This window comes from Dawidia soli (genome assembly GCF_018598185.1).
GTDB classification, from domain to species: domain Bacteria; phylum Bacteroidota; class Bacteroidia; order Cytophagales; family Cyclobacteriaceae; genus Ohtaekwangia; species Ohtaekwangia soli.
This window is the reverse complement of record NZ_JAHESC010000016.1, coordinates 64,053-87,042: the sequence shown is the minus strand read 5'-3', so window position 1 is coordinate 87,042 and position 22,990 is coordinate 64,053. Positions and strand designations below refer to the sequence as shown.

Genomic DNA, 22,990 nt, shown 5'->3' with positions numbered 1-22,990 from the left:
AAACCGGTGTTCTCACACTTACAACAACGTTGCATGTACGGTATTTTACGTAACTTGGCCGCCACATTGACATGATCCTCGCGTTTGTTACACACATAGCCTTGCTTTGGGGCGCCGGTCCGGCAGAAGAGCCTTTGCGGGTAGAAGGCCGCACGATGGGTACCACCTATCACATTACCTATTTTGACAAACGGCGGCGCAACTTCCAGGAGTCCATCGACTCGCTGCTGCGGGCTGTGAACCAGGGTATCAACACCTATGATCCGCACTCGGCGGTGTCGCAGTTCAATAAAAGCGTGCGGGGCATCGCGTTAAAAGACCCGCACCTGCTGGCGATCTTGCGGCAGTCGTTGCGGGTGGCGAAACATTCGGGTGGCACGTTTGACCCCACGGTTATGCCGCTGGTAAATGCATGGGGTTTTGGCCCGACCAAGACGCGTACGCCCGACCAGGCTATGGTGGATTCGATCCGCGGGTTTGTTGGCGTGGAGAAAATCCGGATGACAGCCGACAGCTTGTTGAAAACCGATCCACGGGTGCAGCTCGACTTTGGGGGCATCGGCCAGGGCTATGGTGCCGACGTGATCACGGCCTTTCTGCGGACGCGGGGCGTGCGCGACCTGTTGGTGGAGCTGGGCGGCGAGGGCATGGCGCACGGCAAGAATATATATAAGCGCAAGGCGTGGCAGATCGGCATACTCGATCCGAACTCTACCCGCGATGATCAGTTCTTCAAGGTGTATGTAGCCGTGAAGGACCGGTCCTTTACCACGGCGGGGAATTACTTCAACTACCGGGAGATAGACGGTAAGAAATATTCGCATACCATCGACCCGAAGTCGGGCTATCCGGCAGACCTGCCGTTGCTGGCGGTGTCGGTCTTTGCGCCCGACTGTACAACGGCCGATGCGTGGGATACTGCCTTTATGGTCATGGGGCATGAGAAGACGATCGAGGTGTTGGAGACACTGCCCGACCTGGATGCCATCTTGTTTTATACGGCTGCCGACGGTACGATCGCCACCTATATCACGCCGAACCTGCGCCGGTCGGTAATCTTACAACCCTGAAACCACACGGTTATGACTTTAAAATTACTCGTTTTGTTTTTTACCCCCCTGTTGTCAGGCCTGGCCATTTTCCTGGTGCCGGGTGGCAAAGGCAGGAGGAGCTTTAAACTGTTGCTGGTGTTTGCCGGGGCGTATCTCTTTGCCATCACGATCATCCACATCCTGCCCGAGCTATACCATCAGCCCGTCGGCCTGGAGTATATCGGCCTCTTCGTACTGGCGGGCTTCTTTTTACAACAGGTGCTGGAATACTTCACGGCCGGTATCGAGCACGGCCACATGCATGGGCACGTGGCCCCCGGGCAACAAGGGCATCCGCACCACACGCACACGCATCAGTCGGTATCGGCCGTCGTGTTATTGATGGCGCTGTGCATTCACGCGTTCCTGGAGGGGGGCATGCTGGCGCAACCGGCCACCATGGGCGTGCCCTACGACGTACACGCCATTTTGCTAGGCATTGCGTTGCACCGCGCGCCTGCCGCCTTTGCATTGATGACGGTGCTGGCATATCAGCTCGGCTCGCGCAGACGGGCGCTACCGTACCTGCTGGGGTTCTCGCTGGCCGCGCCGTTTGGACTTTTGATCAGCACGTCGCTGGCGGAGTATGAAATATTGACCGGAGAAGGTATGATCTTTCTCTATGCTGTTGTGTGTGGTAATTTCCTGCATATATCGACCACCATTGTTTTTGAGAGCAGTCCGGAACACCGCTTTAATGCTAAAAAGCTTACCGTAGCCATTGTCGGCTCGCTGGTGGCGGTGCTGGTAGAATACGGATTGATGTAATGTATAGCGCTTAGCGCTTGCGGGGGGCGCGCTTGCGCAGGTCGATGATGTACCGGTCGCCCATGCCGGCCAGGAACGAGAACCTCCGAAGACGTTCTTCCCACCGGTTCAGGAACTTCAGGAGCGTCTTACGTGGGCCAAAAACATTTTCCAGGCATACCGGTGGCAATGCAAACCCGACAGACTTTATGGCCACCACTTCAAATTCCTGCCGTGCGAGGCGTTTCAGCTGGTGAGGGGTATAAAAGAACTCGCGCAACACGGGGGATATACCGTCGGACTGCCGCGCCGACCACGGGCGGAAGATGCGGCGGAAGCGCCCGGTGATCAGAAAGTAAAGTACTTCCCACAAACACCATTTAGGCATGACCACGGCCACGAGCCGCCCGCCGGGCGCCAGCAACGTAGCCGCCTGGCGCAACAATCTTTGCAGTGACGCGGGGTCCAGGGCGTTTAGTCCACCCGTATGCGAAAAGATCAGATGATAATGTTTGTCGAACAGCGTCTCTTCGGGATGATAGGGATCGAGGCACTGCGAGCTGATCTTCGACGGCATGGAGTACTGGCGCGAGGGCGGGTCTATAACGCGCGCCACCTCCTCGGTTACATCTGTGGCGACCAGAGTGAAGCCGCGTGAGCCAAACAGCAAAGCGTCTTCGTCGCTGCCCTGGTGCAGCTCCAGAATGTCGAGGCCGGGTAACCGGTGTATGACTTGCTGCAAGTAGGCCCAGATGTGTTTACGCTGCAATTGTCCGATGGCGCCTTGCGGAAAGGCAGCGTCGTACGGAGCGGCGATATGATCAAACGGGGCGCCCATCTTTTTTAATTAAGACGCAAGATTTGGCTGGAAGGTTTCTTCGCACACCACCGCATATCGACCTATTTTGGTCATTGGTGTCGCTGTGTTCAAACACACGCAGAATATTATTTGAATTTCCCAAAAAAGAGTAGAATTTTATCGCTGCGCAGTGCTTTAAAACGATTACAACCGTTAGGGAGCGCAGCACGCGAGTAACCCTAATCTACCCAGGCAAAAACAACCATGAACGTAATTCGAACCTTTGAAGACTATCAGCATCATTATCAAAAAAGTATAGAGCATCCGGAGAATTTCTGGAGCGATGTGGCGCACGGCTTTACCTGGCGCAAGAAATGGGATAAGGTGCTGGAGTGGGATTTTAACAAACCAAGTGTAAAATGGTTTATCGGCGGTAAACTGAACATAACCGAGAACTGCCTCGACCGGCACCTGACCAACCATGCCAACCGTACCGCCATCATCTGGGAGCCTAACAATCCGGACGAAGATGCCCGGCACATTACCTACCAGCAGTTATTTGAAGAAGTCTGTAAGACGGCCAACATGCTGAAGGCACAGGGCGTTAAGAAAGGTGACCGCGTGTGTATCTATCTGCCGATGATACCCGAGCTGGCCTATGCCGTGCTGGCATGTGCGCGCATCGGTGCCGTGCACTCCGTAGTATTTGCGGGCTTCTCGGCCAAATCGATCGCCGACCGCATTAACGATGCGGGCTGTAACGTGGTCGTAACATCCGACGGCGCATACCGTGGTGACAAGACCATTAATTTGAAGAAGATCATAGACGAAGCCGTGCAGCATTGCCCCTCTGTTTCGAAGGTGATCGTAAAAGAATATATCAAGTCCGGCGCACCGCTTACACCGGGACGCGATGTGTGGTGGCATGACGAGATCGCCAAGGTCTCGGCTGACTGCCCTGCCGAAGAGATGGATGCCGAAGACCTGCTCTTCATCCTGTATACGTCCGGCTCTACCGGCAAGCCCAAGGGTATGGTGCATACCTGTGGCGGCTACATGGTCTATACCAATTATACTTTCCGCACAACGTTTCAATACCAGGAAGGACAAGTGTACTGGTGTACGGCCGACATCGGATGGGTTACCGGTCACTCCTATATCTTGTACGGTCCGCTGTCGGCCGGAGCGACGACCGTCATGTTTGAAGGTGTGCCGTCCTGGCCTAACCCGGGCCGGTTCTGGCAGGTGATAGACCGCCACAAGGTAAACATCTTTTACACGGCCCCTACGGCCATCCGTTCCTTGCAGCAAGCGCCGCTGGAATTTGTGGAGAAATACGATCTCTCGTCGTTGCGCGTGCTGGGCAGTGTGGGCGAGCCGATCAATGAGGAGGCCTGGCACTGGTATGATAAGAACATCGGTAAAGGCCAGTGTGCCATTGTCGATACGTGGTGGCAGACGGAGACGGGCGGTTTTATGATTGCGCCTATCGCCCGGGTGACGCCGCTGAAACCGGCGTATGCCACGCTACCGTTACCCGGCGTACAGCCGGCCGTGATGAACGAAGGCGGCCTGGAGGTGAATGGTAACAACGTGGAAGGACGCCTGACGATCAAGTTTCCCTGGCCGGGCATGGCGCGTACCATTTACGGTGACCACCAGCGCTTTAAGGATACATACTTCTCCACCTTTCCCGGTAAGTATTTCACGGGCGACGGTTGTAAGCGTGACGAGGACGGTTATTACCGCATCACAGGTCGGGTAGACGACATCATTATCGTGTCGGGACACAACCTGGGCACGGCCGAGATTGAAAGCGCCGTCGACGAGCACCCGCTGGTGACAGAAACGGCCGTCGTGGGCTATCCGCACGACATCAAAGGCCAGGCGGTGTATGCATTTGTCATCTGCTACGAGAAGCCGAAGGATGAAGAAAAGCTGCGTGGCGAGATCCGCGACACCGTGTCGCGCATTATCGGTCCCATTGCGAAGCCAGACAAGATCCAATTTGTCAGTGGGCTGCCCAAAACACGTTCGGGTAAGATCATGCGGAGAATTTTACGCAAAGTGGCGGAGGGTGATGTTTCCAACCTGGGCGACACGACTACGTTACTCGATCCTGCCGTAGTAGACGAGATCAAGGCAGGCGCGTTGTAACACATGATTTTGGATTTTTAACTTTTCTGAAGAAGACCGGACGCACCGGTCTTCTTTTTTTGCAGTTTTTATTACATCCGCGGGGCCATATGCGCGACACCTTCTAATTTTAGCCCCGCTCATCCCGGATCAGTAAACCACTGGAAATTATCATGAAGTCAATAATCCTCACCGCAGTTGCGTTCCTGGCGTCTGTCACCTGGCTGTCAGCCCAGTCCGATTTTATTCCTAAAAAGCTCGGTGCCGGGGTTAATTCTTCTTATGATGAGGTAAATCCGGTGATTTCGGCGGACCGGAGCACGTTGTTCTTTGCCCGCAAGAACCATCCGCAAAACGCGTTGGGTACAAAAAAGACCGCAGACATCTGGACCTCTACACGCCTTGCCGACGGCTCGTGGCAGGAGGCTACCCGGTCGACTTCCCTGAACATTGGGCAACGCTCTTATCCGCTGGGGATTTCGGCTGACGGGTTGAGCTTATTACTCTATAACGACGAAGGTCTCTCCCTGGCTACACGGCAGGGCAGCGTTTGGTCGGCGCCGCAGAAGGTGGGTGTAAAAGCGTCCATGGAAGCGACGTTGTCGGCAGACGGGAAATATATACTGTTCAGCCGCGGAGGCACCTTGTACCGCATCGACCGCAATGCCGAAGGGCATTGGCAAAAGGCACAGGCCGTAAAAGGCATAGAGGGAAAAGTATACAGCCCTTTTATTCTGTCCGATAACAAGACGGTGTACTTCTCGCGCGAGATCAAAGGAAAACAATCCGATCTTTTTAAAGTGGAACGCATCAGTGCTGATTGGAGTGCCTGGTCCGCACCCGTAGCACTCAATGATACCATCAATACGAAGGGTAATGAAGAAGGATTGAAGACTAATGCGAACGGTGCCTGGGGATATTTTGCCTCTACCGCCGACGCGGATGAGCAGGCCGACATCCTTGAAGTAAAATTGTATGAAGACCGTCCGTATGTACTCGTGACGGGTAAAATAATCAATGCGAAGACCAAGCGCCCGCTGACGAAGAAAGCCATTACCATCCTGGTGGATGGTAAGCAGACCGCCGTGTCGTCGGTAAACGCAGACTCGGCCACCTTCCGCGTAGAGCTGCCGTTGGGAGCGCGGTACGAGCTTTCTGCCAAGCTTTTTCAGTACGGACCGAAGACATATCCTGTTGACGCCGTGGGGCGTGAGTTCAAACGCATCCGACTCGATCTGGAAGAAGAGCCTGTAGACTTTGCTTTGTTGAAAGGAAAGTTGATGGTGAAGAATACCGAGCGCACCATTCCGGCTTCGGCGAAGGCCAGGATCATGGTCGATGGTGAAGAGGTAGATTATGCCGAGGTCGATGTGGCGAAGGGAACATACTCCATCCGCCTGCCGCACGGCACGGTCTACTACGTGCAGGTGAGTGCCCGGGGCTTTGAGTCGCTGCCCGACCTGGTAGACCTAAAGGGCGTCGATGGCTATGAAGAAATAATGCTTGACCTGCAAGCCGACGCCGAGAAGATGGCGATCGTAAGCGGTAAGATCTTAGACCTGCGCACAGCCAAGCCGGTAGGCGCAGAGGTGCCGGTGCAGGTGGTGGTTGAAGGAGTGTCGTCGGTTACAGCTAGTGTCGATTCGCTTACGCGCGAATATGAGCTTCGCTTCCCGGTCAAAGAGCGCTACGTGTTGAGCGCGGAGGCCGAGGGATACTATCCGCTGTATGAATCGGTTGACGTTACGCGCGAGACGACCGATGTCTCGATCTTGCGCGACCTGGTCATTGCACCCCTGCAACGCGGCCAGTCTATTCCGTTGAACAACATCACGTTTAATGCCGGCAAGGTGATCACGGTGCACCCGTCGTCATATCGCGAGCTGGACCGCCTGGCGGAATTCCTGTTAAAGAACCCGCGCATGAAGGTCGAGATTGGTGCCTATACGGCTCCCGGTACAAGGGTGTCTACCTTGAACCAGGCAAAGGCGGTGATGAACTACCTGGTAGAAAAAGAAGTGCCGAAGCACCGCCTCACGGCGAGAGGTTACGGCACCGCCCGCCCGATCGAATCGAACAAGACGCCAGAGGGGCGTGCCCGCAATCGTCGGGTGGAGTTTTTGATTACGGAGAAGTAGCCGGTATTGTTGGCGTCACGGTGTGCCGAGAGCTTTCTGTCCGCCAGTCAAAGACCTAGCCACAGCGGCAGGCACCCGAGATGCGCTTCGCGCGGACGCTGGCGCCAGTTGTCAAGGCTATTCCTCCTCCATATTCTTCAGCTCAATCTCCAGCGCTTTTGTGCTGATGTAAACCTCATTGAGTGACAACGCCAGCGACAGCAGCAAAAAGATCAGGCTCAAGCCGAAGATCGTAATAGCCCAGACTTCATACTCTAGAAAAAAGAACAGCATACTCAGTACGCAGAAGAAAAAGCTGACGATGCCGGAGGCCTGCATTTGTTTGATCAGGACCAGGCGTTTCTTCAGGTTGCGTATTTGAGCCTTGATTACGTCGCGGTCTTCCTGTACCTGTTTGTATTTGGCATGCAGGTTTCGGATCAGCGTTGCCAACGCCAGAAAGCGATTGGTGTAGGCCAGCATCAGCAGGGTGATTGCCGGGAACAAGAGAGCGGGAGTATTGATCGAGATGTTTTGCATCGTCGGGGCGTCAGGCGTTTGGTGTGGTGAGCATTTTCTCTATCGCCTCGCGGGCCTGCTGGCGGCGTTGGTCCCGCTCGCCGCGGATCTCGACAAAAGGTACGGACTGCTGTTGCATCTCGCGCAGGTAGAGCGTGTACAACGCTTCGCGTTGTTGTGGGTGCTCGCGTTGCGGGTCTTCTTCCCACGGCAGATCTACGTAGGTTAGCAAATATAGATCGTAGTGGCGGGTGGCAATGGCGTGTAAGATTTCGGGGTGGCAGTGACCGTACTTAAACTCGCTCCATATTTTGATCACATACAGATTGGTGTCGCAGATCAGCACGCCGTTGGCGTCGCGGGCCCATTCGTCCTCCAGGCGCAGTTGGCCGTGAGCGATGGTGAGCAGGTCTTCTTCGGTATAGGGGCGCCTCAGGTTACCAATATATTGGCGCGCATATTCAGGTACCCATCCGGTTTTGAAATAGTCGGCCAGGTAGGTAGACAGGGCCGATTTTCCTGTGCACTCGGGGCCGATGATGGCCACTTTGGGGACCGGGGGTATCTCGAAAGCATTCATAAAACGAAAATCGGTTATATTTCTGGTAAAATCCGAGTCTCTGATCATTTTCGCAAAATCCATGACACGGTGAAGAGAAGGCAAGCATTGCAACAGATAGGGGTAGGCGTATCGGCGGGGCTGGTGCTCCCCGCCTGGCTCGCGGCCTGCAGCGACAAAGACCCTCAGCCCGAGATTCAGTACGACGGTGTTGTTGGTATAATCGGTGCCGGCGCGGCGGGGTTACATGCGGCTGACATTTTGCGGAGCAAGGGTGTAAAGGTGCGCATATTCGAAGCATCGTCTGTGCTCGGGGGCCGGGTACGGACCCTGCGGCAATTCGATCAGCCCACGGCGTCGCTGTCTTTTAGTACGACGGATCCCCCGATCAGCAAGTATCCCTTTGAATTAGGCGCTGCCTTCATCGAAGGCACCGACAGCGAACTGGCACGCGTAGTCAGTCAGATGAAGGCGCCGGTCATAGATTTTGGACCGTTGGGAGACGACGTATACGTGCTGGACGGCATACCCCGTACAGCAACCGAAGCAGCAACCGACGCCGACGTAGCCGCCGCCCTTGAGTTTTATGCATCATTGAAGGCGCATGCAGAAGCGGGAACGGTTCAGAATGCGATTGCCGGCGCAGGTATTAACCCGCGTGTACATGCTATACTCAATGGCTGGATAGGCAACCGCCGGGGTACGGCAAATGGGAAGTTGGGCATGAAGGGCGTAGCCGAAGCCGTAACGTTATTGACGCGTAATACCAATCGTGCCATGTTGCGGGCAAACCCTATGCAGGATGTGGTTCTGTCGCGGTTTAGCAACGTGCTCGGCATGGTAGAGTTACACACGGCCATTACGGGTGTACGATACGATGGTGCTCGGGTGGTATTGACTGGTCAACGCACCACGGCCGGCGCTGCAGAGCCTTTTTCGGCCGAAGTAGATCGTGTAATTGTAACGGTTCCCGTATCGGTTTTAAAAGCAGAGATGATAACGTTCAATCCCCCGTTGCCGGAAGACAAGCTAACAGCCTTGTCGCGTATGGACATGGAGGCTGCCCTGCGTGTGCGGCTGGAGTTTCGGAAAAATTTCTGGGGTACGCAGACAAACTTCATCTTCGGTGGAACGCAGGCTCCGGAGTATTTCAACGCAGGCATCGGGCGCGACGATCAGCTCAAGACACTGGATATAACGATACACGGTCCGCGGGCGGCAGCGCTTTCGGCGCTGGGGCAGGATATGGTGCCTGTAATCTTGCAGGAGCTCGACGATATATTTGAGGGGCAGGCGACCGAGAGTATCCGACGGGATCCTTCCGGGAACATACTATCTGTGATCATGGATTGGACGAAGGAGGAGTACATCCGGGGGGGCGTCGCATATTGTACTGCCGAGGGCTCAAATCAGGACCGTGCTACATTGGCTGTGCCAGTGAACGATGTATTGTTTTTTGCGGGGGAAGCTGCTGAGACAACCGGCGAAGCAGGAACGTTAAACGGCGCATTATTATCGGCGCAGGTAGCAGCACTTACGCTAATAGAAACTATTGTGCCGACGAATCAAAAAATAATAGACGGCTAACGCGTCGGCAACGCGGACTGAGGTCTTCTTCTGAAGAAGTAACAAAAGTATCACGGGGAGTAACGTTTCTTTTGTTCAATTTTACATTTAGACACGCTGGGTAGTTTTTATTTGGTGTGGACGAGCGTGAGGATCATGAATACTCTTCAAACAATTTAAGCTATGAATTTCAGAGAAGAATTTCGCGCGTTGAAGGCTGATGTCGAGGCCCAGACGCCAAAGGAGTTACAAGAAAAAATAGATCAACTGGTCGTTGATCTCAAAGCGGGCAATACCTCGCGCAAGTCGGTAGGCGACATCGCCCCGGATTTCCGTCTGAAGGATCCGCGTGGGAAATATGTTTCGCTCAAGACCGCCCTTCAGGATGGACCGGTAGTTCTGAATTTCTATAGAGGCGGATGGTGCCCTTTTTGCAATCTGGAATTGAATACCCTGCAACGGACGCTTCCCAAATTTAAGGATGCAGGCGCACAACTCATTGCCATTTCACCGGAGTCGCCTGACAATAGTCTTTCCACCATAGAAAAGCACAAATTGGCGTTTTCGGTACTCAGCGATATAAACAGTACCGTTGCCCGGCAATATGGAATAATATACCAGGTGCCGTCCTATCTCGTTCCGGTATATGAGAAATTCGGCGTCGACATTAAGCGCCACAATGCTTCTGATGCGCTTGAGCTACCCCTGCCGGCAACCTATGTAGTCGATACGGATCAGAAAATTATCTATGCCTTTGCCAACGAGGACTATACCGTGAGAGCCGATATTCAGGAGATTTTACAGGTGTTGAACGGTCGGTTGAAACGATAATTGTTTGAAAAAAGAAAAGGGGCACGGCCCCTTTCAATATATGGATATAGTCAATCGCGACTAGTTCTGCAGCATCTTCAACAGTGTGCCTAAACGGCTCTTGAGGTTGCGGCGGTCTACGATGAAATCGAGGAAGCCGTGCTCGAGTACGAACTCCGCGCTTTGAAAACCTTTGGGCAGGTCTTTGCCGATCGTCTCGCGGATCACGCGGGGTCCGGCAAAGCCGATCAGCGAGCCGGGCTCGGCGATGTTGAAGTCACCCAGCATGGCGTACGATGCTGTTACACCGCCCGTGGTCGGGTCGGTCAGTAAGGAAACATAGGGGATCCGGGCTTCGTCCAGCAGGGCGATCTTGGCCGATGTTTTGGCCATCTGCATCAGCGAGATGCCGGCCTCCATCATACGCGCACCGCCTGAGCGGGAGATCATCAGGAAAGGCTTTTTGTTCTGGAGGCTGTGGTCCATGGCGCGGGCGATCTTTTCGCCTACAACCGACCCCATCGAGCCACCGATAAAGCTGAAGTCCATACAGCCGATGGTGATGTCGATGCCGTTCAGCTTGCCGTAGGCCGTGCGTACTGCATCTTTCAACTGCGACTTCTCCTGCGATTCTTTGATCCGCTTCGGATAAGGCTTGGTGTCTTTGAATTTCAGCGGGTCGGCCGACTCCATGTTGGGGTCGAGCTCGGTGTATTTACCGTCGTCAAAGAGAATCTCGAAATACTCTTCTGAACCGATGCGTACGTGAAAATCTTCATCCGGTACGACATAGGCATTGTTTTTCAGTTCACGGGTGTGAACGATCTTACCGGCCGGTGATTTGAACCAGAGGCCATCAGGTACTTCCCGCTTCGCTTCCGTCGGCGTCTGAATACCTTTATCACTGCGCTTGAACCAAGCCATATAATTAATTCTATTTAGTAAAAAAATAAGCCGATGTATCGAAGATACACCGGCTTGTGATGGAAAACAATTATGCTATGTCGATCGACTTATCCAGGTAAACATCCTGAATGGCGTTGAGAATCTCCACACCCTCTTTCAGGGGGCGCTGGAATGCCTTTCTGCCCGAGATCAGACCCATACCGCCGGCGCGTTTATTGATCACGGCTGTGCGTACGGCATCTGCCAGGTCGCTTGTACCTTTTGACTCGCCGCCGGAGTTGATCAGACCGGCGCGGCCCATGAAGCAGTTCGCTACCTGGTACCGGCACAGGTCGATCGGGTGCTCGGACGACAACTCGCTGTAAATGCGCTCGTCCAGTTTACCATAGCTGCTGCCGCCGGTGTTGAGGGCTTTGTAGCCGCCGGTATTTTCGGCCAGCTTTTGTTTGATGATATCCGCCTGGATCGTTACGCCCAGGTGGTTCGCCTGGCCGGTAAGGTCGGCCGATACGTGATAGTCTACGCCGCCTTGTTTGAAGGCGTTGTTGCGGATATAGCACCACAGAATGGTGGCCATACCCAGGCTATGAGCTTCTTCAAAAGCTTTGGCTACTTCAATGATCTGGCGCGAAGCGCCGTCGGAGCCAAAGTAGATCGTTGCCCCCACGGCCACGGCACCCAGGTTGTAGGCGTCGCGCACACTGCCGAACATGATCTGCTCATGTTTGTTGGGATAGGTCAGCAGCTCGTTGTGGTTGATCTTTACAATGAACGGAATGCGGTGGGCATACTTGCGTGAAACAAGAGACAGCGCGCCAAAGGTAGTGGCTACACCGTTGCAGCCGCCTTCGATGGCCAGCTTCACAATATTTTCAGGATCGAAGTAGGCAGGGTTTTTGGCAAACGACGCACCCGCGCTGTGCTCAATGCCCTGATCGATCGGCAGGATCGACAGGAAGCCGGTGTCTTTCAGGCGACCGGTGCTAAACAGTTGTTGCAGGCTTCTTAATACCTGGGGGTTGCGGTTAGATGGCGCGAAGATGTCGTCGACAAAACTCGGGCTGGGCAGGTGGAGCTGATCCTTCGAGATGGTCTTGCTTTGATGCTTGAGCAGGAAGTCGGCATCCTTGCCCAGCAGATCTGCGATGTTCTTTGCCATAATGTTTGGTAATTGGTCTGGTTTGTTTGGATTTTGAATGAGCGGGGCAAAGTTATCAAATAATTAATAGTATGCTAACGGGCGTAAATTTCGTGGTTTTTGCCTCGACGCAAACGTGTTAGGCACACGTGTCAAACCATCCCAAAAAAAGAAGAAGCCATCCCGGTAAGGACAGCTTCTTTCATTCTGTATAAAATCAAAAAAGAAAAGAACCTTTTTTCGATTAAAGCTTCTCCTTGATACGGGCAGCTTTGCCTTGACGGCCTTTCATGTAGTACAGCTTCGCGCGACGTACTTTACCTTTTTTCAGAACCTCGATCTTGTCGATGGAAGGGGATACGATCGGGAAGATACGCTCTACACCTACGCCATTCGATACTTTCCGTACGGTAAAGGTCTCGCCTGTACCTTCGCCACGGCGTTGGATCACCGTGCCCTGGAACTGCTGTACACGCTCTTTATTACCTTCTTTTATTTTCACGTGAACGTTGATGGTGTCACCAGGATTGAAGCTGGGACGTGTTTCACGAACTGCTGTGAACTCCTGCTCAACTAATTTAATTAAATCTGCCATAACTCGATGGTTTGAAAATTGGACTGCAAATGTAGGGAAAGAATCTAAAATATCAGCGTCGCGATCAATATTTTGTAAAACAGGCCCTTTCAGCGCGTTACAGGAACATTTTTAATCCCTCGTGCGAGGCCTTAAACCCCAGTTTTTCATAAAAACGCACGGCATCCACGCGTTGTTTGTCGCTGGTGAGCTGCAGCATTCGCGCGCCGCGCGCACGAGCCCGCGCAATGGCCCACCGCAAAAGCTCTCCACCGATGCCGCCGCCACGGTGGTCCTCGCGCACCCGCACGGCTTCGATCAGCGCCCGGCTGCTGCCCTGGTAGGTGAGGTAGGGCAAGATCGTAAGCTGCAGGGTGCCGATCACTTCACGGTCGGCATTCTCCACCACGATCAGTTCCTGGTTAGGGTCGGCGTCGATCCGGTCAAAGGCTTCGTGGTAACTGGTGGGAAGCGGGTCTTGATAGGCTTCGCGCTGCTGGCCCAGCATGTCCTGCGCTAAAAGGCGGACAATCGCGGGCAGATCCGTCCGGGTAGCTTTCCTAAAATTCATGGCAATACAATTTGCCATGAATATACCGATTCGATATTATTCCAGCAGCCCTGGCCGGCGGGCGCGGGTTCGCTCAATGGCCTGGTCGTGGCGCCATTCTTCAATCTTCACCGAGTGGCCCGACAGCAGCACATCGGGTACCTTCCAGCCTTTATATTCGGCGGGGCGTGTATAGACCGGCGGCGCGACCAGCCCCGCCTGAAAGGAATCTGTCAGGGCCGAGGTCTCGTCAGACAATACGCCCGGCAGCAGGCGGATAACAGCGTCGGCTACCACGGCGGCGGCCAGCTCGCCCCCCGACAATACGTAGTCGCCGATGCTGATCTCGCGCGTCACCAGGTGCTGACGCACACGCTCGTCTACGCCTTTGTAGTGACCACATAATAAAATGAGGTTTTGCTTCAGGCTCAGCTCGTTGGCGATGGACTGCTGAAACAGCTCGCCGTCGGGGCTCATATAGATCACCTCGTCGTAAGTGCGCTTGGATTTCAGGTCGTTAATGCAGTTGTCGATGGGTTCGATCATCATCACCATGCCGGCGCCGCCGCCAAAGGCATAGTCGTCGGTCGTGCGGTGTTTATTGGTCGAATACGGCCGCAGGTCCACCACGTTTACCGTCACAAGTCCTTTTGTCTGCGCACGTTTCAGGATGGAATCCGAAAAGGGGCTTTCTACGAGCCTGGGCAGGGTAGTGATGATGTCTATGTGCATAGGGATAATATAAGGAAAGGATAGCGCTGGTATAGCTATGGTATAGCTTTGATACGGGTAATCTATAAGGCCGGCCTATGCCAGCCCTGGCTGAACATAGGTTAAATATCGAGAAAGCCTTCCGGCAGATCCACCGAAATTTGTCTTTTGCTCTTGTTTATGCTCTTAATAAACGGACTGTTCACCGGGATCAGCACCTCTTTGCCTTGATAGTCCAGTACCAGCAGGCGGTTGGCGCCGGCCTTCATGACCCCCACCACTTTGCCGATGGCGCCAAGCTGGGCATCGGTCACTTCAAAGTCGATCACCTCATCGTCGTAGAACTGACCACGGGCCGATTTCGGACGGGCGGCCTTGGGCAGATAGATGCTGCGTTTGGAGATGCCCTGAGCAGACTCCGGCGTATCGATGTCCTCTACTTTCAGGAATGCCTTGCTGCCGGTACCCGAGAGCGACTCGACAAAGTAGGGTTCGAGGCGGTTGTTCTTTTCGAGGAACACCGTGCCGATGCCGGCCAGGTCCGCAGGGTCGACTTCATCCAGGGAGACGGTCACCTCTCCCTTCAGGCCGTGGGGCTTGAGCACATATCCGATCTTAAAATAGTCGTTGAACTCCATAGGTCGTTGTAATAAAAAATGCCAATGCGTGGGCATTGGCATTTCCTGTATTTGGTGTTGTGCGATTAAGCTTGCGGCTCTGCAGATTCTGCGGGAGCGGCTTCGCCTTCGGCGGGAGCCGGTGCGGCAGCAGCAGCGGCAGCTTCTTCGGCTACTTTTGCTTTCTGACGGATTGCTTCTGCGCGGGCGTCTTTCACCTTTGTCTCAGCTTCCTTACGAGCTTTAGCATTAGCTTGTTTAGCTTGTGCCAATGTCTCGCGTTTAGCCTGGATCTTAGCGTCTTTGCCACTTACCCAAGCTTCCAGTTTAGCGTCAGCCTGCTCTTGTGTCAGCGCACCTTTAAGCACACCGATCTGCAGGTGTTTTTTCAGGAGGATGCCGCGGTACGACAGCATAGCTTTTACTGTGTCGCTCGGTTGGGCACCGTTCATCACCCAATGAAATGCGCGATCGTCGTTGATGTCGATCGTAGCAGGGTTCGTCAGGGGGTTGTAGGTCCCGATCTTCTCAATAAACCGTCCATCACGTGGAGCTCTGGCGTCGGCTACGACTACATCGTACATCGCCAGTTTCTTGCGGCCTCTGCGGGCCAATCTGATTTTAACCATTACTGTTTAGTTTAAAATATGGAACTCGTCCTAATTTTTAAAGGGTGCAAAGATATTCCTTTTTACCGGAAATTCATATCGTGCGCGGATTTTCTATATTGCTCATCATCAATACGCTGCAATGAGCAGTACCCCTTACCGGAGTTGTGACAGCATGAGCGAAAATTCAGGAGAAATGCAGTTGGTTGGCTGAAAAATGCGGTTTTAGGAGTGCAGGCATCGTTCTGATGCTGGAAACAGCGTTTTCGTGCAGATTCCCGTTCTACAGCCCGTTTTTCAAGCTCTCAAAAACAGGGGAGGTCAGGTGTCAGGAAAAGCAGCCTTCGATGCATTGTAACCGTTTTAACAGAACGTCAGGGAAGTATTTGGGTACACGAGTATTCAGTTTTTTAAACTCAAACACGTTCTCTACATTTGTTCGCTCTTAAATAAAAGGCTTTCTACAAATACCATGGATAAATATTCATATATCTCCAATGCAGACGTTGGTTATGTTGACCAGCTCTACCAAAACTACAAAAACGACCCTGCCTCTGTAGATCCCACCTGGCAGAAATTTTTTGAAGGTTTCGACTTCTCGCAGCAGCACGGCGGTGCTGGCAATGGGTCGAATGTACCGACCGTTGGCTCGGGCGCTACGGTTTCCGACTCCACGTCCATTAAGGAAACTCAGGTCCGCAACCTCATCTTTCAATACCGTTCTTTCGGTCACCTCAAGTCCAACACCAACCCGGTGCGCGAACGACGGAACCACACAGTATACCTCGATCACAAAAGCGTTGGCCTGACCGACGCAGACCTCGACGCTGAATTTGACGTCGCGTCAGAGATCGGTATGCCGCGCACCACCCTGCGCAAGATCATCGAAAAGCTCCAGGCTGTGTACCTCGGTCCCATCGGCTTCGAACATAACTTCATCCGCAACGACGACATCCGCGCGTGGTTGTACCAGAAGATTGAAAAGGAGTATTATTCCTACAACCCCAGCCAGGACGAAAAGAAGCGCATCCTCGGCAAGCTCAACGAAGCGGTTGTATTCGAAAACTTCCTCCATACAAAATTCCTCGGTCAGAAGCGTTTCTCACTGGAAGGTGGCGAAAACACCATTCCCGCGCTGAACACCATCATCAACAAAGCTGCCGAACAAGAGGTAAAAGAAGTCGTGATCGGCATGGCCCACCGGGGTCGCCTCAACGTACTGTGTAACATCCTGGGTAAAACCTACGAGCAGATCTTTACGGAGTTTGAAGGCAACGTAACGCCCGAGAACCTGACCATGGGCGACGGCGATGTAAAATATCACCTGGGCTACTCCAGCCACATCAATACGCCGTCGGGTAAAAAGATCTATGTCAAGCTGACGCCGAACCCTTCCCACCTCGAGGCGGTAGACCCGCTGGTGCTGGGCTATACCCGCGGTCAGATCGACGACGAATATAAAGGAGAGCTCTCCAAAGGTCTGGCGATCCTCATCCACGGCGACGCCGCGGTGGCCGGCCAGGGTATCGTATACGAAGTAGTACAGATGTCCGGTCTGCCGGGCTATACTACGGGCGGTACCATTCACTTCGTCATCAACAACCAGGTAGGTTTCACCACCGACTACGATGATGCCCGTACCTCTATTTACTGTACAGACATCGCGAAGATCGTAGACGCCCCGGTACTGCACGTAAACGGCGACGACGCCGAAGCGGTAAACTTTGCGGCGACATTGGCTGTTGAGTATCGTAACAAGTTTGGGAAAGATATCTTTATCGACCTGCTGTGCTACCGTCGTCACGGTCACAACGAAAGCGACGAGCCGAAGTTCACCCAGCCCAAGCTGTATAACATCATTGCCAAGCATCCTAACCCGCGCGAAATATATGTGAAGAGACTCGTCGAGCGCAACGACATAGACGCAGCGCTGGCAGATGAGCTCGACAAGAACTTCCGCAACCAGCTGCAAGACCGTCTCAACGAAGTAAAACAGAAGCCGCTGCCCTACAAACCTCAGAAGATCGAAGAGGAGTGGGAGCAGATGCGCTGGGCAAAGGCAGAAGACTTTGACAAGTCGCCCGAGACCGGTATAAAAGAAAGCATGATCGAGAAAGTCGGGAAGGCGCTGACACAAATTCCCGAAGGCTTCAAACCGCTGAAGCAGATCGAGAAGTTGTTGAAAGACCGCAACACGGCATTCTTCGAAGAAAAGGTGCTGGGCTGGGCGGAAGCCGAACTGCTGGCCTATGGCTCGCTGCTGCTCGACAAGACGCCCGTGCGCATGTCGGGTCAGGACGTGAAGCGGGGTACATTCTCGCACCGTCACGCGTACTTCTTCGATGCCAATACCAACGAGCCGTACTGCGGCTTGAACAATCTCGATAAGAACCAGGCCAAGTTCCACATCTACAACTCGCTGTTGTCGGAGTTCGGTGTACTGGGCTTTGAATATGGTTACGCCATGTCGTCGCCTACCGCCCTCGTACTGTGGGAAGCCCAGTTTGGTGACTTCGTAAACGGTGCGCAGGTCATGATCGACCAGTTCCTGTCAAGCGCCGAGTCGAAGTGGCAACGCATGAACGGTATGGTGATGCTGCTGCCCCATGGTTACGAAGGCCAGGGCCCCGAGCACTCCAGCTGCCGTCCCGAGCGTTTCCTGCAACTGGCCGCCGAGTACAACATGGTCATTGCCAACCCGACCACGCCGGCCAACTTCTTCCACTTGCTGCGCCGTCAGGTAGCGTGGCCGTTCCGTAAGCCTGCGGTAGTGTTCTCGCCCAAGTCACTGTTGCGTCACCCGGCCGTGATCTCGCCGATGAAAGAGTTTACAGAAGGCTCGTTTGCCGAAGTGTTGGATGATCCAACCCTCTCGTCCGCCAAAGAAGTGAACCGCGTGATCCTTTGCAGCGGTAAAATCTACTATGACCTGGTAGAAGTACAACAGAAGAAGAAAACCAAAGATACTGCCGTTGTCCGCCTCGAGCAGCTGCACCCCTTCCCGGAAAAACAACTGAAGGCTGTTCTGAAGAAGTATAAAGATGCCAAGCTGGTATGGGCGCAGGAAGAACCTGCAAACATGGGCGCGCTTTCTTATATTGTACGCATGATGCCGAAATACAACCTCGAGTTCGTATCCCGCAAGGCCAGCGCGTCGCCGGCAACGGGTTATGTGAAAGTACACAAGGTTGAGCAGGACAAGCTCGTGAATAAGGCATTTGAAATCTGATAAACGTATCATCAAAACATAACGGAATGGCATTACAGATAAAAGTACCGGCCGTAGGCGAATCGATCACCGAAGTAACGATCGCCAACTGGCTGAAAAAAGATGGCGAAGCCGTACAGGCCGATGAGATCATCGCCGAACTGGAGTCCGACAAGGCAACCTTTGAGCTGCGCGCCGAAAGCGCCGGTGTGCTGAAGATCGTCAAACAACAGGGCGAGACCGTACCGATCGGCGAGGTCATCTGCGAGATCGACGCCAACGGTCAGGCGAGTGCAGCCCCGGCGCCCAAGAAAGAAGAAGCTGCCGCGGCCGCCGCGAAACCGGCCGCCACGCCGGCACCTGCAGCATCGGCACCCAAAGCTACCGGTGGTGTGAAAGAAATGAAAGTACCCGCGGTGGGCGAGTCCATTACGGAAGTGACCATCTCTACGTGGCTGAAGAAAGATGGTGATACGGTGCAAATCGATGACATCATCGCCGAAGTAGAATCGGACAAAGCAACGTTCGAGCTGCCGGCCGAAGCGACGGGCATCCTGCGCATTGAAGCCAAGGCGGGCACGACCCTGCCGATCGGCGGTCTGATCTGCCGTATTGAAATTACCGACGGCGCAGCTGTTTCTGCCAAGCAAGAGAGCGCTGCCGCGGCGCCGGCACAACCCTCGGGTGATAAGACCTATGCTGCCGGCCATCCTTCACCGGCCGCTGCCAAGATCCTCGACGAAAAGGGTATCGCTGCCGGCCAGGTAGCCGGTACGGGTGTCGCCGGTCGTGTGACCAAAGAAGATGCGCAGAAAGCGCAAGCACCGGCCGCGAAGCCTGCCGAAAGCAAGCCGGCGGCAGCCCCTGCCGTTCCGGCAGTAGCGGGCGCCCGCAACGAGCGTCGCGAGAAAATGACGTCGCTGCGCAAGACCATCGCCAAACGCCTCGTGTCGGTAAAGAACGAGACGGCTATGCTCACTACGTTCAACGAGGTGGACATGAAACCTATCATGGATCTGCGTTCGAAATATAAAGATCAGTTCAAAGAAAAGTATGGCGTTGGCCTCGGCTTTATGTCCTTCTTTACGAAGGCTGTGTGCGTGGCCCTGAAGGACTTCCCGGCGGTAAATGCGTCGATCGACAAGGACGAAGTTATCTTCCACGACTACTGCGACGTTTCGATTGCCGTGTCTACACCGCGCGGCCTGGTCGTGCCGGTGATCCGCAATGCCGAAGCGCTGAGCTTTAACCAGATCGAAAGTGAAGTGATCCGCCTGGCCACCCGTGGCCGCGACGGTAAGCTTTCCATCGAAGAGATGACGGGGGGTACCTTCTCCATCACAAACGGGGGCGTATTTGGTTCCATGCTCTCGACGCCGATCCTCAACCCGCCGCAGTCGGCGATCCTGGGTATGCACAACATTGTAGAACGTCCGGTAGTGAAGAATGGCGAGATCGTTGTACGTCCGATCATGTACCTGGCACTTTCCTACGATCACCGTATCGTTGACGGCCGCGAGTCCGTGAGCTTCCTGGTGCGCGTGAAAGAACTGCTGGAAGATCCGGGACGGTTGATCCTGGGCGTATAAGCCGACATCGTCATTAATCACTAAAAAGACATTCAGACCTTATGCAATACAATGTCACCGTCATTGGCTCGGGCCCGGGAGGATACGTAGCGGCTATCCGCGCTGCGCAACTGGGCTTCAAGACAGCCATTATTGAAAAATACAATACCCTGGGCGGAACCTGCCTCAACGTAGGCTGTATACCGTCCAAGGCCCTGCTCGATTCATCCGAGCACTTTGCCAACGCCAAAGACCACTTTGCCGAGCACGGCATCGACATCCCCGCGCCGAAAGTGAACTTCGGGCAGATGATCAAACGCAAAGGCGACGTGGTAAAGGCCAACGTAGACGGTATCGCCTACCTGATGAAAAAGAACAAGATCGATGTGCACACCGGCACCGGCTCGTTCGTTGACAAGAACACCATCAAGATCACCACGGCCGATGGTAAAGAAAGCACCATCACCACCGAGAAAGTGATCATCGCGACCGGCTCGAAGCCTACGCCGCTGCCGTTTGCTCCCTTCGACAAGAAACGCATCATCTCCAGCACCGAGGCCCTCGAACTGAAGGAAATACCCAAGCACCTCATCGTGATCGGTGGCGGAGTGATCGGTATGGAACTCGGTTCGGTCTATGCACGCATCGGTTCGAAAGTTACCGTCGTGGAATTCCTCGACAGCCTCATCCCGACCATGGACAGTACGATGGGCAAAGAACTGGCGCGTGTAGCCAAGAAGATGGGCATCGAAACGTATCTGGGCCACAAAGTAACGGCCGTGGAAAGCAAAGGTGAGGAAGTGCTGGTCAAGGCCGAGCCGAAGAACGGCGGCAACGCCATCGAGCTGAAAGGCGACTACTGCCTGGTAAGCATTGGCCGTCGTCCGTATACCGATGGCCTCGGCCTCGATAAAGTAGGCATCCAGACTGAGAAGGGTCAGATCCCGGTAGACAACCACCTGCGCACCAGCGTAGACAACATCTATGCTATTGGCGATGTCGTACGTGGCGCCATGCTGGCACACAAAGCGGAGGAAGAAGGTGTATTTGTAGCGGAGCAACTGGCCGGTCAGAAACCGCACGTAAACTACAACCTCATTCCCGGTGTAGTATACACCTGGCCGGAAGTAGCCAGCGTGGGGCAGACCGAAGACCAGCTCAAACAACAAGGCCGCGCCTACAAAGTGGGTAGCTTCCCGTACAAGGCCCTCGGCCGGGCGCGGGCAAGTATGGACACCGACGGTCTGGTAAAGATCCTGGCCGACAAAGCCACGGACGAGATCCTCGGCGTACACATCATCGGCGCGCGTGCGGCCGATATGATCGCCGCCGGCGTTACCGCCATGGAGTTCCGCGCTTCTGCGGAGGATGTAGCGCGCATGTCGCACGCGCACCCTACCTATATGGAAGCGGTGAAAGAGGCTTGCCTCGCCGCGACCGAAAATCGCGCCATTCACATGTAATGAAATATCCCCGCAAGGGTATAAAAAGGAAAAGCCTCCTGAAGATCTTCGGGAGGCTTTTTTATTTTCGGTTGTTGCTAAGCTCTCGCCTGGCGAATGCGATATTGTGTAAACGCCCGCACTGCTAACGCGATCACTACAGGTATAAGCGACGTATTGAGCTTTTGCGGCAACACGGGCCAGCTCACCAGGGTCACGACGAGCACAACGGCCGTCAGGAGAAAATACGTTTTCAGCCAGCGGGGCTGCCGTATAAAAGCAAAGACGGCAACGACGTGAGAAGGCAGCGCCCACAACAGGTTGTAGTTATATGACGACTTGTGATCGGTGGCAAACCACAGCAGGAACAACAGCACGCCGATCAGCCCGGCCGCGCCGAAAAGCAGCACGTCCCACCACGTCGATAGTGTCTTCCGTCGCAGATCCACCACGGAGAGTATAATGGCTACCAGCGCCAGCGCGCTGAATACATATAGCGGGTGCGGCAGGCCTTTCACCGGGTCTTCTTCCCGTGGCGCGTAGACGATATTCTTTTTCTGCACCAGCGGCACCCACTGGTCACCGTGCTTGACCGTGGCGTGATCGAGTCCCTGCTCGACGTACTCGGGCAGGAACATATAGTCAAACGGCGGCGCCTCGCGGTCTATCTCCGAACCAAGGCAGACGTCTATACCCAGGTCGCCCCAGGGCTGCCGGTGGAGGTACAGGTCGGTCAGCTCGCGGATGGAGTAATGCGTGGTGATATGTTTATCGTCAAAGGCAATGCTGTTGCCCAGGGCCTTGATCAGCACGCCCGGCATTTTGGTGGCGCAGTTATCGTAGAAGTAATCGTAGCGGTAGTGTTCATTTTCCGGCAGCGTATTCCACTCCAGGTAGTCGAATACTTTTTGTTTTTGCTCGGGCGTGAGGTTTAGCTCCTGTTCGTGAATATACCGGTTGTGGTAAATATAGGGCACCTTAAAACGCTCGTAGGGATACGCGCCCAGTTGGTAATACATATAGCCCCGGGCGAAGTTGAGATAGAAGTTGGGTTGGTCGAAGTCGAAGATGCCGTAGTTATAGGCGTCGTCGAGACCGAGCGCGGGGTCGTGCACGCGAAAGGCGCTGTGGCCAAACGCCGAGTATAGCTCGCCTTGCCACGGGGCGCAGGTGATGACCGAAATAGTGGCCTGGTCGGACAGCCGGCGTGATTGAGCGTAACCTTGCAGGGCCATGCAGCCCAGCAACAGCAATAACATTTTCTTCATAAACAGGGGCGCGTAGAGACGGCACGCGCCGGGAAAGATAATGACATTCTGCCATC

20 protein-coding genes are annotated in these 22,990 nt (G+C 54.3%); 9 read left to right on the top strand and 11 right to left on the bottom strand.

Translation table 11 applies throughout. The features are described 5' to 3' along the window. The first annotated feature begins 71 nt into the window (after positions 1-71). Positions 72-1,070: an FAD:protein FMN transferase gene (locus KK078_RS12695; RefSeq protein ID WP_254090648.1), complete on the top strand. Its 999-nt coding sequence runs from the start codon at positions 72-74 to the stop codon at positions 1,068-1,070. A gap of 12 nt (positions 1,071-1,082) precedes the next feature. Beyond that, positions 1,083-1,859, top strand: coding sequence for a ZIP family metal transporter (locus KK078_RS12690; RefSeq protein WP_254090647.1), 777 nt, complete (start codon positions 1,083-1,085; stop codon positions 1,857-1,859). 10 nt (positions 1,860-1,869) lie between these two features. Here the strand turns inward: KK078_RS12690 and KK078_RS12685 are convergent, their stop codons facing one another. Next, positions 1,870-2,676 carry a class I SAM-dependent methyltransferase gene (locus tag KK078_RS12685; protein ID WP_254090646.1) on the bottom strand — a complete coding sequence of 269 codons (807 nt, stop codon included), beginning with the start codon at positions 2,674-2,676 and terminating at the stop codon, positions 1,870-1,872. Between the two features lie 225 nt (positions 2,677-2,901). Here KK078_RS12685 and acs point away from each other — a divergent pair, with 225 nt between their 5' ends. Together acs and KK078_RS12675 are read left to right on the top strand one after the other, a co-directional pair. Then, the gene (gene acs / locus KK078_RS12680; RefSeq protein ID WP_254090645.1) at positions 2,902-4,794 is read left to right on the top strand and encodes an acetate--CoA ligase; all 1,893 of its coding nucleotides are present in this window, start codon (positions 2,902-2,904) and stop codon (positions 4,792-4,794) included. 152 nt (positions 4,795-4,946) lie between these two features. Further along, a complete protein-coding gene (locus KK078_RS12675; protein WP_254090644.1) occupies positions 4,947-6,911 on the top strand; it encodes an OmpA family protein in 1,965 nt (654 codons plus the stop codon). A 117-nt stretch (positions 6,912-7,028) separates the two neighbouring features. Here KK078_RS12675 and KK078_RS12670 read toward each other — a convergent pair whose 3' ends face one another. Further along, positions 7,029-7,430, bottom strand: coding sequence for a DUF2721 domain-containing protein (locus KK078_RS12670; RefSeq protein WP_254090643.1), 402 nt, complete (start codon positions 7,428-7,430; stop codon positions 7,029-7,031). A gap of 10 nt (positions 7,431-7,440) precedes the next feature. Beyond that, a complete protein-coding gene (locus tag KK078_RS12665) occupies positions 7,441-7,989 on the bottom strand; it encodes an AAA family ATPase (protein WP_254090642.1) in 549 nt (182 codons plus the stop codon). Between the two features lie 69 nt (positions 7,990-8,058). Here KK078_RS12665 and KK078_RS12660 point away from each other — a divergent pair, with 69 nt between their 5' ends. Both KK078_RS12660 and KK078_RS12655 read left to right on the top strand, forming a co-directional pair. Then, positions 8,059-9,555: a flavin monoamine oxidase family protein gene (locus KK078_RS12660; protein WP_254090641.1), complete on the top strand. Its 1,497-nt coding sequence runs from the start codon at positions 8,059-8,061 to the stop codon at positions 9,553-9,555. Positions 9,556-9,717: 162 nt separating this feature from the next. Further along, positions 9,718-10,365, top strand: coding sequence for a peroxiredoxin-like family protein (locus tag KK078_RS12655; protein WP_254090640.1), 648 nt, complete (start codon positions 9,718-9,720; stop codon positions 10,363-10,365). A 60-nt stretch (positions 10,366-10,425) separates the two neighbouring features. On the opposite strand, the gene accD is transcribed toward KK078_RS12655, so the two are convergent. From accD to KK078_RS12620, 7 genes are all read right to left on the bottom strand, one after another. Continuing rightward, a complete protein-coding gene (gene accD, locus KK078_RS12650; protein ID WP_254090639.1) occupies positions 10,426-11,268 on the bottom strand; it encodes an acetyl-CoA carboxylase, carboxyltransferase subunit beta in 843 nt (280 codons plus the stop codon). 70 nt (positions 11,269-11,338) lie between these two features. Continuing rightward, positions 11,339-12,409 (bottom strand): class I fructose-bisphosphate aldolase, encoded by a 1,071-nt coding sequence (locus KK078_RS12645; RefSeq protein ID WP_254090638.1) that lies wholly within the window; start codon positions 12,407-12,409, stop codon positions 11,339-11,341. A 223-nt stretch (positions 12,410-12,632) separates the two neighbouring features. After that, entirely contained in the window at positions 12,633-12,983 is a 351-nt protein-coding gene (gene rplS / locus KK078_RS12640) for a 50S ribosomal protein L19 (protein ID WP_254090637.1), read from the bottom strand. A gap of 97 nt (positions 12,984-13,080) precedes the next feature. Further along, positions 13,081-13,533 carry a GNAT family N-acetyltransferase gene (locus tag KK078_RS12635; RefSeq protein WP_254090636.1) on the bottom strand — a complete coding sequence of 151 codons (453 nt, stop codon included), beginning with the start codon at positions 13,531-13,533 and terminating at the stop codon, positions 13,081-13,083. Between the two features lie 36 nt (positions 13,534-13,569). Next, entirely contained in the window at positions 13,570-14,244 is a 675-nt protein-coding gene (gene trmD / locus KK078_RS12630; protein ID WP_254090635.1) for a tRNA (guanosine(37)-N1)-methyltransferase TrmD, read from the bottom strand. Positions 14,245-14,345: 101 nt separating this feature from the next. Next, complete coding sequence (gene rimM / locus KK078_RS12625) at positions 14,346-14,861, bottom strand: ribosome maturation factor RimM (protein WP_254090634.1); 516 nt, start codon at positions 14,859-14,861, stop codon at positions 14,346-14,348. A 65-nt stretch (positions 14,862-14,926) separates the two neighbouring features. Next, positions 14,927-15,469 (bottom strand): 30S ribosomal protein S16, encoded by a 543-nt coding sequence (locus tag KK078_RS12620; protein WP_254090633.1) that lies wholly within the window; start codon positions 15,467-15,469, stop codon positions 14,927-14,929. 451 nt (positions 15,470-15,920) lie between these two features. Between KK078_RS12620 and KK078_RS12615 the strand changes: the two genes are divergently transcribed. Genes KK078_RS12615 through lpdA form a run of 3 tightly spaced genes read left to right on the top strand, consistent with a single transcriptional unit; the run spans position 15,921 to position 21,687 of the window. Further along, positions 15,921-18,677: a 2-oxoglutarate dehydrogenase E1 component gene (locus KK078_RS12615; protein WP_254090632.1), complete on the top strand. Its 2,757-nt coding sequence runs from the start codon at positions 15,921-15,923 to the stop codon at positions 18,675-18,677. Positions 18,678-18,703: 26 nt separating this feature from the next. Continuing rightward, a complete protein-coding gene (odhB, locus tag KK078_RS12610) occupies positions 18,704-20,245 on the top strand; it encodes a 2-oxoglutarate dehydrogenase complex dihydrolipoyllysine-residue succinyltransferase (protein WP_254090631.1) in 1,542 nt (513 codons plus the stop codon). Between the two features lie 41 nt (positions 20,246-20,286). Beyond that, entirely contained in the window at positions 20,287-21,687 is a 1,401-nt protein-coding gene (gene lpdA, locus KK078_RS12605) for a dihydrolipoyl dehydrogenase (RefSeq protein ID WP_254090630.1), read from the top strand. Between the two features lie 77 nt (positions 21,688-21,764). On the opposite strand, the gene KK078_RS12600 is transcribed toward lpdA, so the two are convergent. After that, entirely contained in the window at positions 21,765-22,934 is a 1,170-nt protein-coding gene (locus tag KK078_RS12600) for an Lnb N-terminal periplasmic domain-containing protein (RefSeq protein WP_254090629.1), read from the bottom strand. Between the last annotated feature and the right edge of the window lie 56 nt (positions 22,935-22,990).

Bases quoted from the DNA above. Each gene is read 5' to 3' on its own strand.
- KK078_RS12695 (WP_254090648.1), top strand. From the start codon at position 72: ATGATCCTCGCGTTTGTTACACACATAGCCTTGCTTTGGGGCGCCGGT.
- KK078_RS12690 (WP_254090647.1), top strand. From the start codon at position 1,083: ATGACTTTAAAATTACTCGTTTTGTTTTTTACCCCCCTGTTGTCAGGC.
- KK078_RS12685 (WP_254090646.1), bottom strand. From the start codon at position 2,676: ATGGGCGCCCCGTTTGATCATATCGCCGCTCCGTACGACGCTGCCTTT.
- acs (WP_254090645.1), top strand. From the start codon at position 2,902: ATGAACGTAATTCGAACCTTTGAAGACTATCAGCATCATTATCAAAAA.
- KK078_RS12675 (WP_254090644.1), top strand. From the start codon at position 4,947: ATGAAGTCAATAATCCTCACCGCAGTTGCGTTCCTGGCGTCTGTCACC.
- KK078_RS12670 (WP_254090643.1), bottom strand. From the start codon at position 7,430: ATGCAAAACATCTCGATCAATACTCCCGCTCTCTTGTTCCCGGCAATC.
- KK078_RS12665 (WP_254090642.1), bottom strand. From the start codon at position 7,989: ATGAATGCTTTCGAGATACCCCCGGTCCCCAAAGTGGCCATCATCGGC.
- KK078_RS12655 (WP_254090640.1), top strand. From the start codon at position 9,718: ATGAATTTCAGAGAAGAATTTCGCGCGTTGAAGGCTGATGTCGAGGCC.
- accD (WP_254090639.1), bottom strand. From the start codon at position 11,268: ATGGCTTGGTTCAAGCGCAGTGATAAAGGTATTCAGACGCCGACGGAA.
- KK078_RS12645 (WP_254090638.1), bottom strand. From the start codon at position 12,409: ATGGCAAAGAACATCGCAGATCTGCTGGGCAAGGATGCCGACTTCCTG.
- rplS (WP_254090637.1), bottom strand. From the start codon at position 12,983: ATGGCAGATTTAATTAAATTAGTTGAGCAGGAGTTCACAGCAGTTCGT.
- KK078_RS12635 (WP_254090636.1), bottom strand. From the start codon at position 13,533: ATGAATTTTAGGAAAGCTACCCGGACGGATCTGCCCGCGATTGTCCGC.
- trmD (WP_254090635.1), bottom strand. From the start codon at position 14,244: ATGCACATAGACATCATCACTACCCTGCCCAGGCTCGTAGAAAGCCCC.
- rimM (WP_254090634.1), bottom strand. From the start codon at position 14,861: ATGGAGTTCAACGACTATTTTAAGATCGGATATGTGCTCAAGCCCCAC.
- KK078_RS12620 (WP_254090633.1), bottom strand. From the start codon at position 15,469: ATGGTTAAAATCAGATTGGCCCGCAGAGGCCGCAAGAAACTGGCGATG.
- KK078_RS12615 (WP_254090632.1), top strand. From the start codon at position 15,921: ATGGATAAATATTCATATATCTCCAATGCAGACGTTGGTTATGTTGAC.
- odhB (WP_254090631.1), top strand. From the start codon at position 18,704: ATGGCATTACAGATAAAAGTACCGGCCGTAGGCGAATCGATCACCGAA.
- lpdA (WP_254090630.1), top strand. From the start codon at position 20,287: ATGCAATACAATGTCACCGTCATTGGCTCGGGCCCGGGAGGATACGTA.
- KK078_RS12600 (WP_254090629.1), bottom strand. From the start codon at position 22,934: ATGAAGAAAATGTTATTGCTGTTGCTGGGCTGCATGGCCCTGCAAGGT.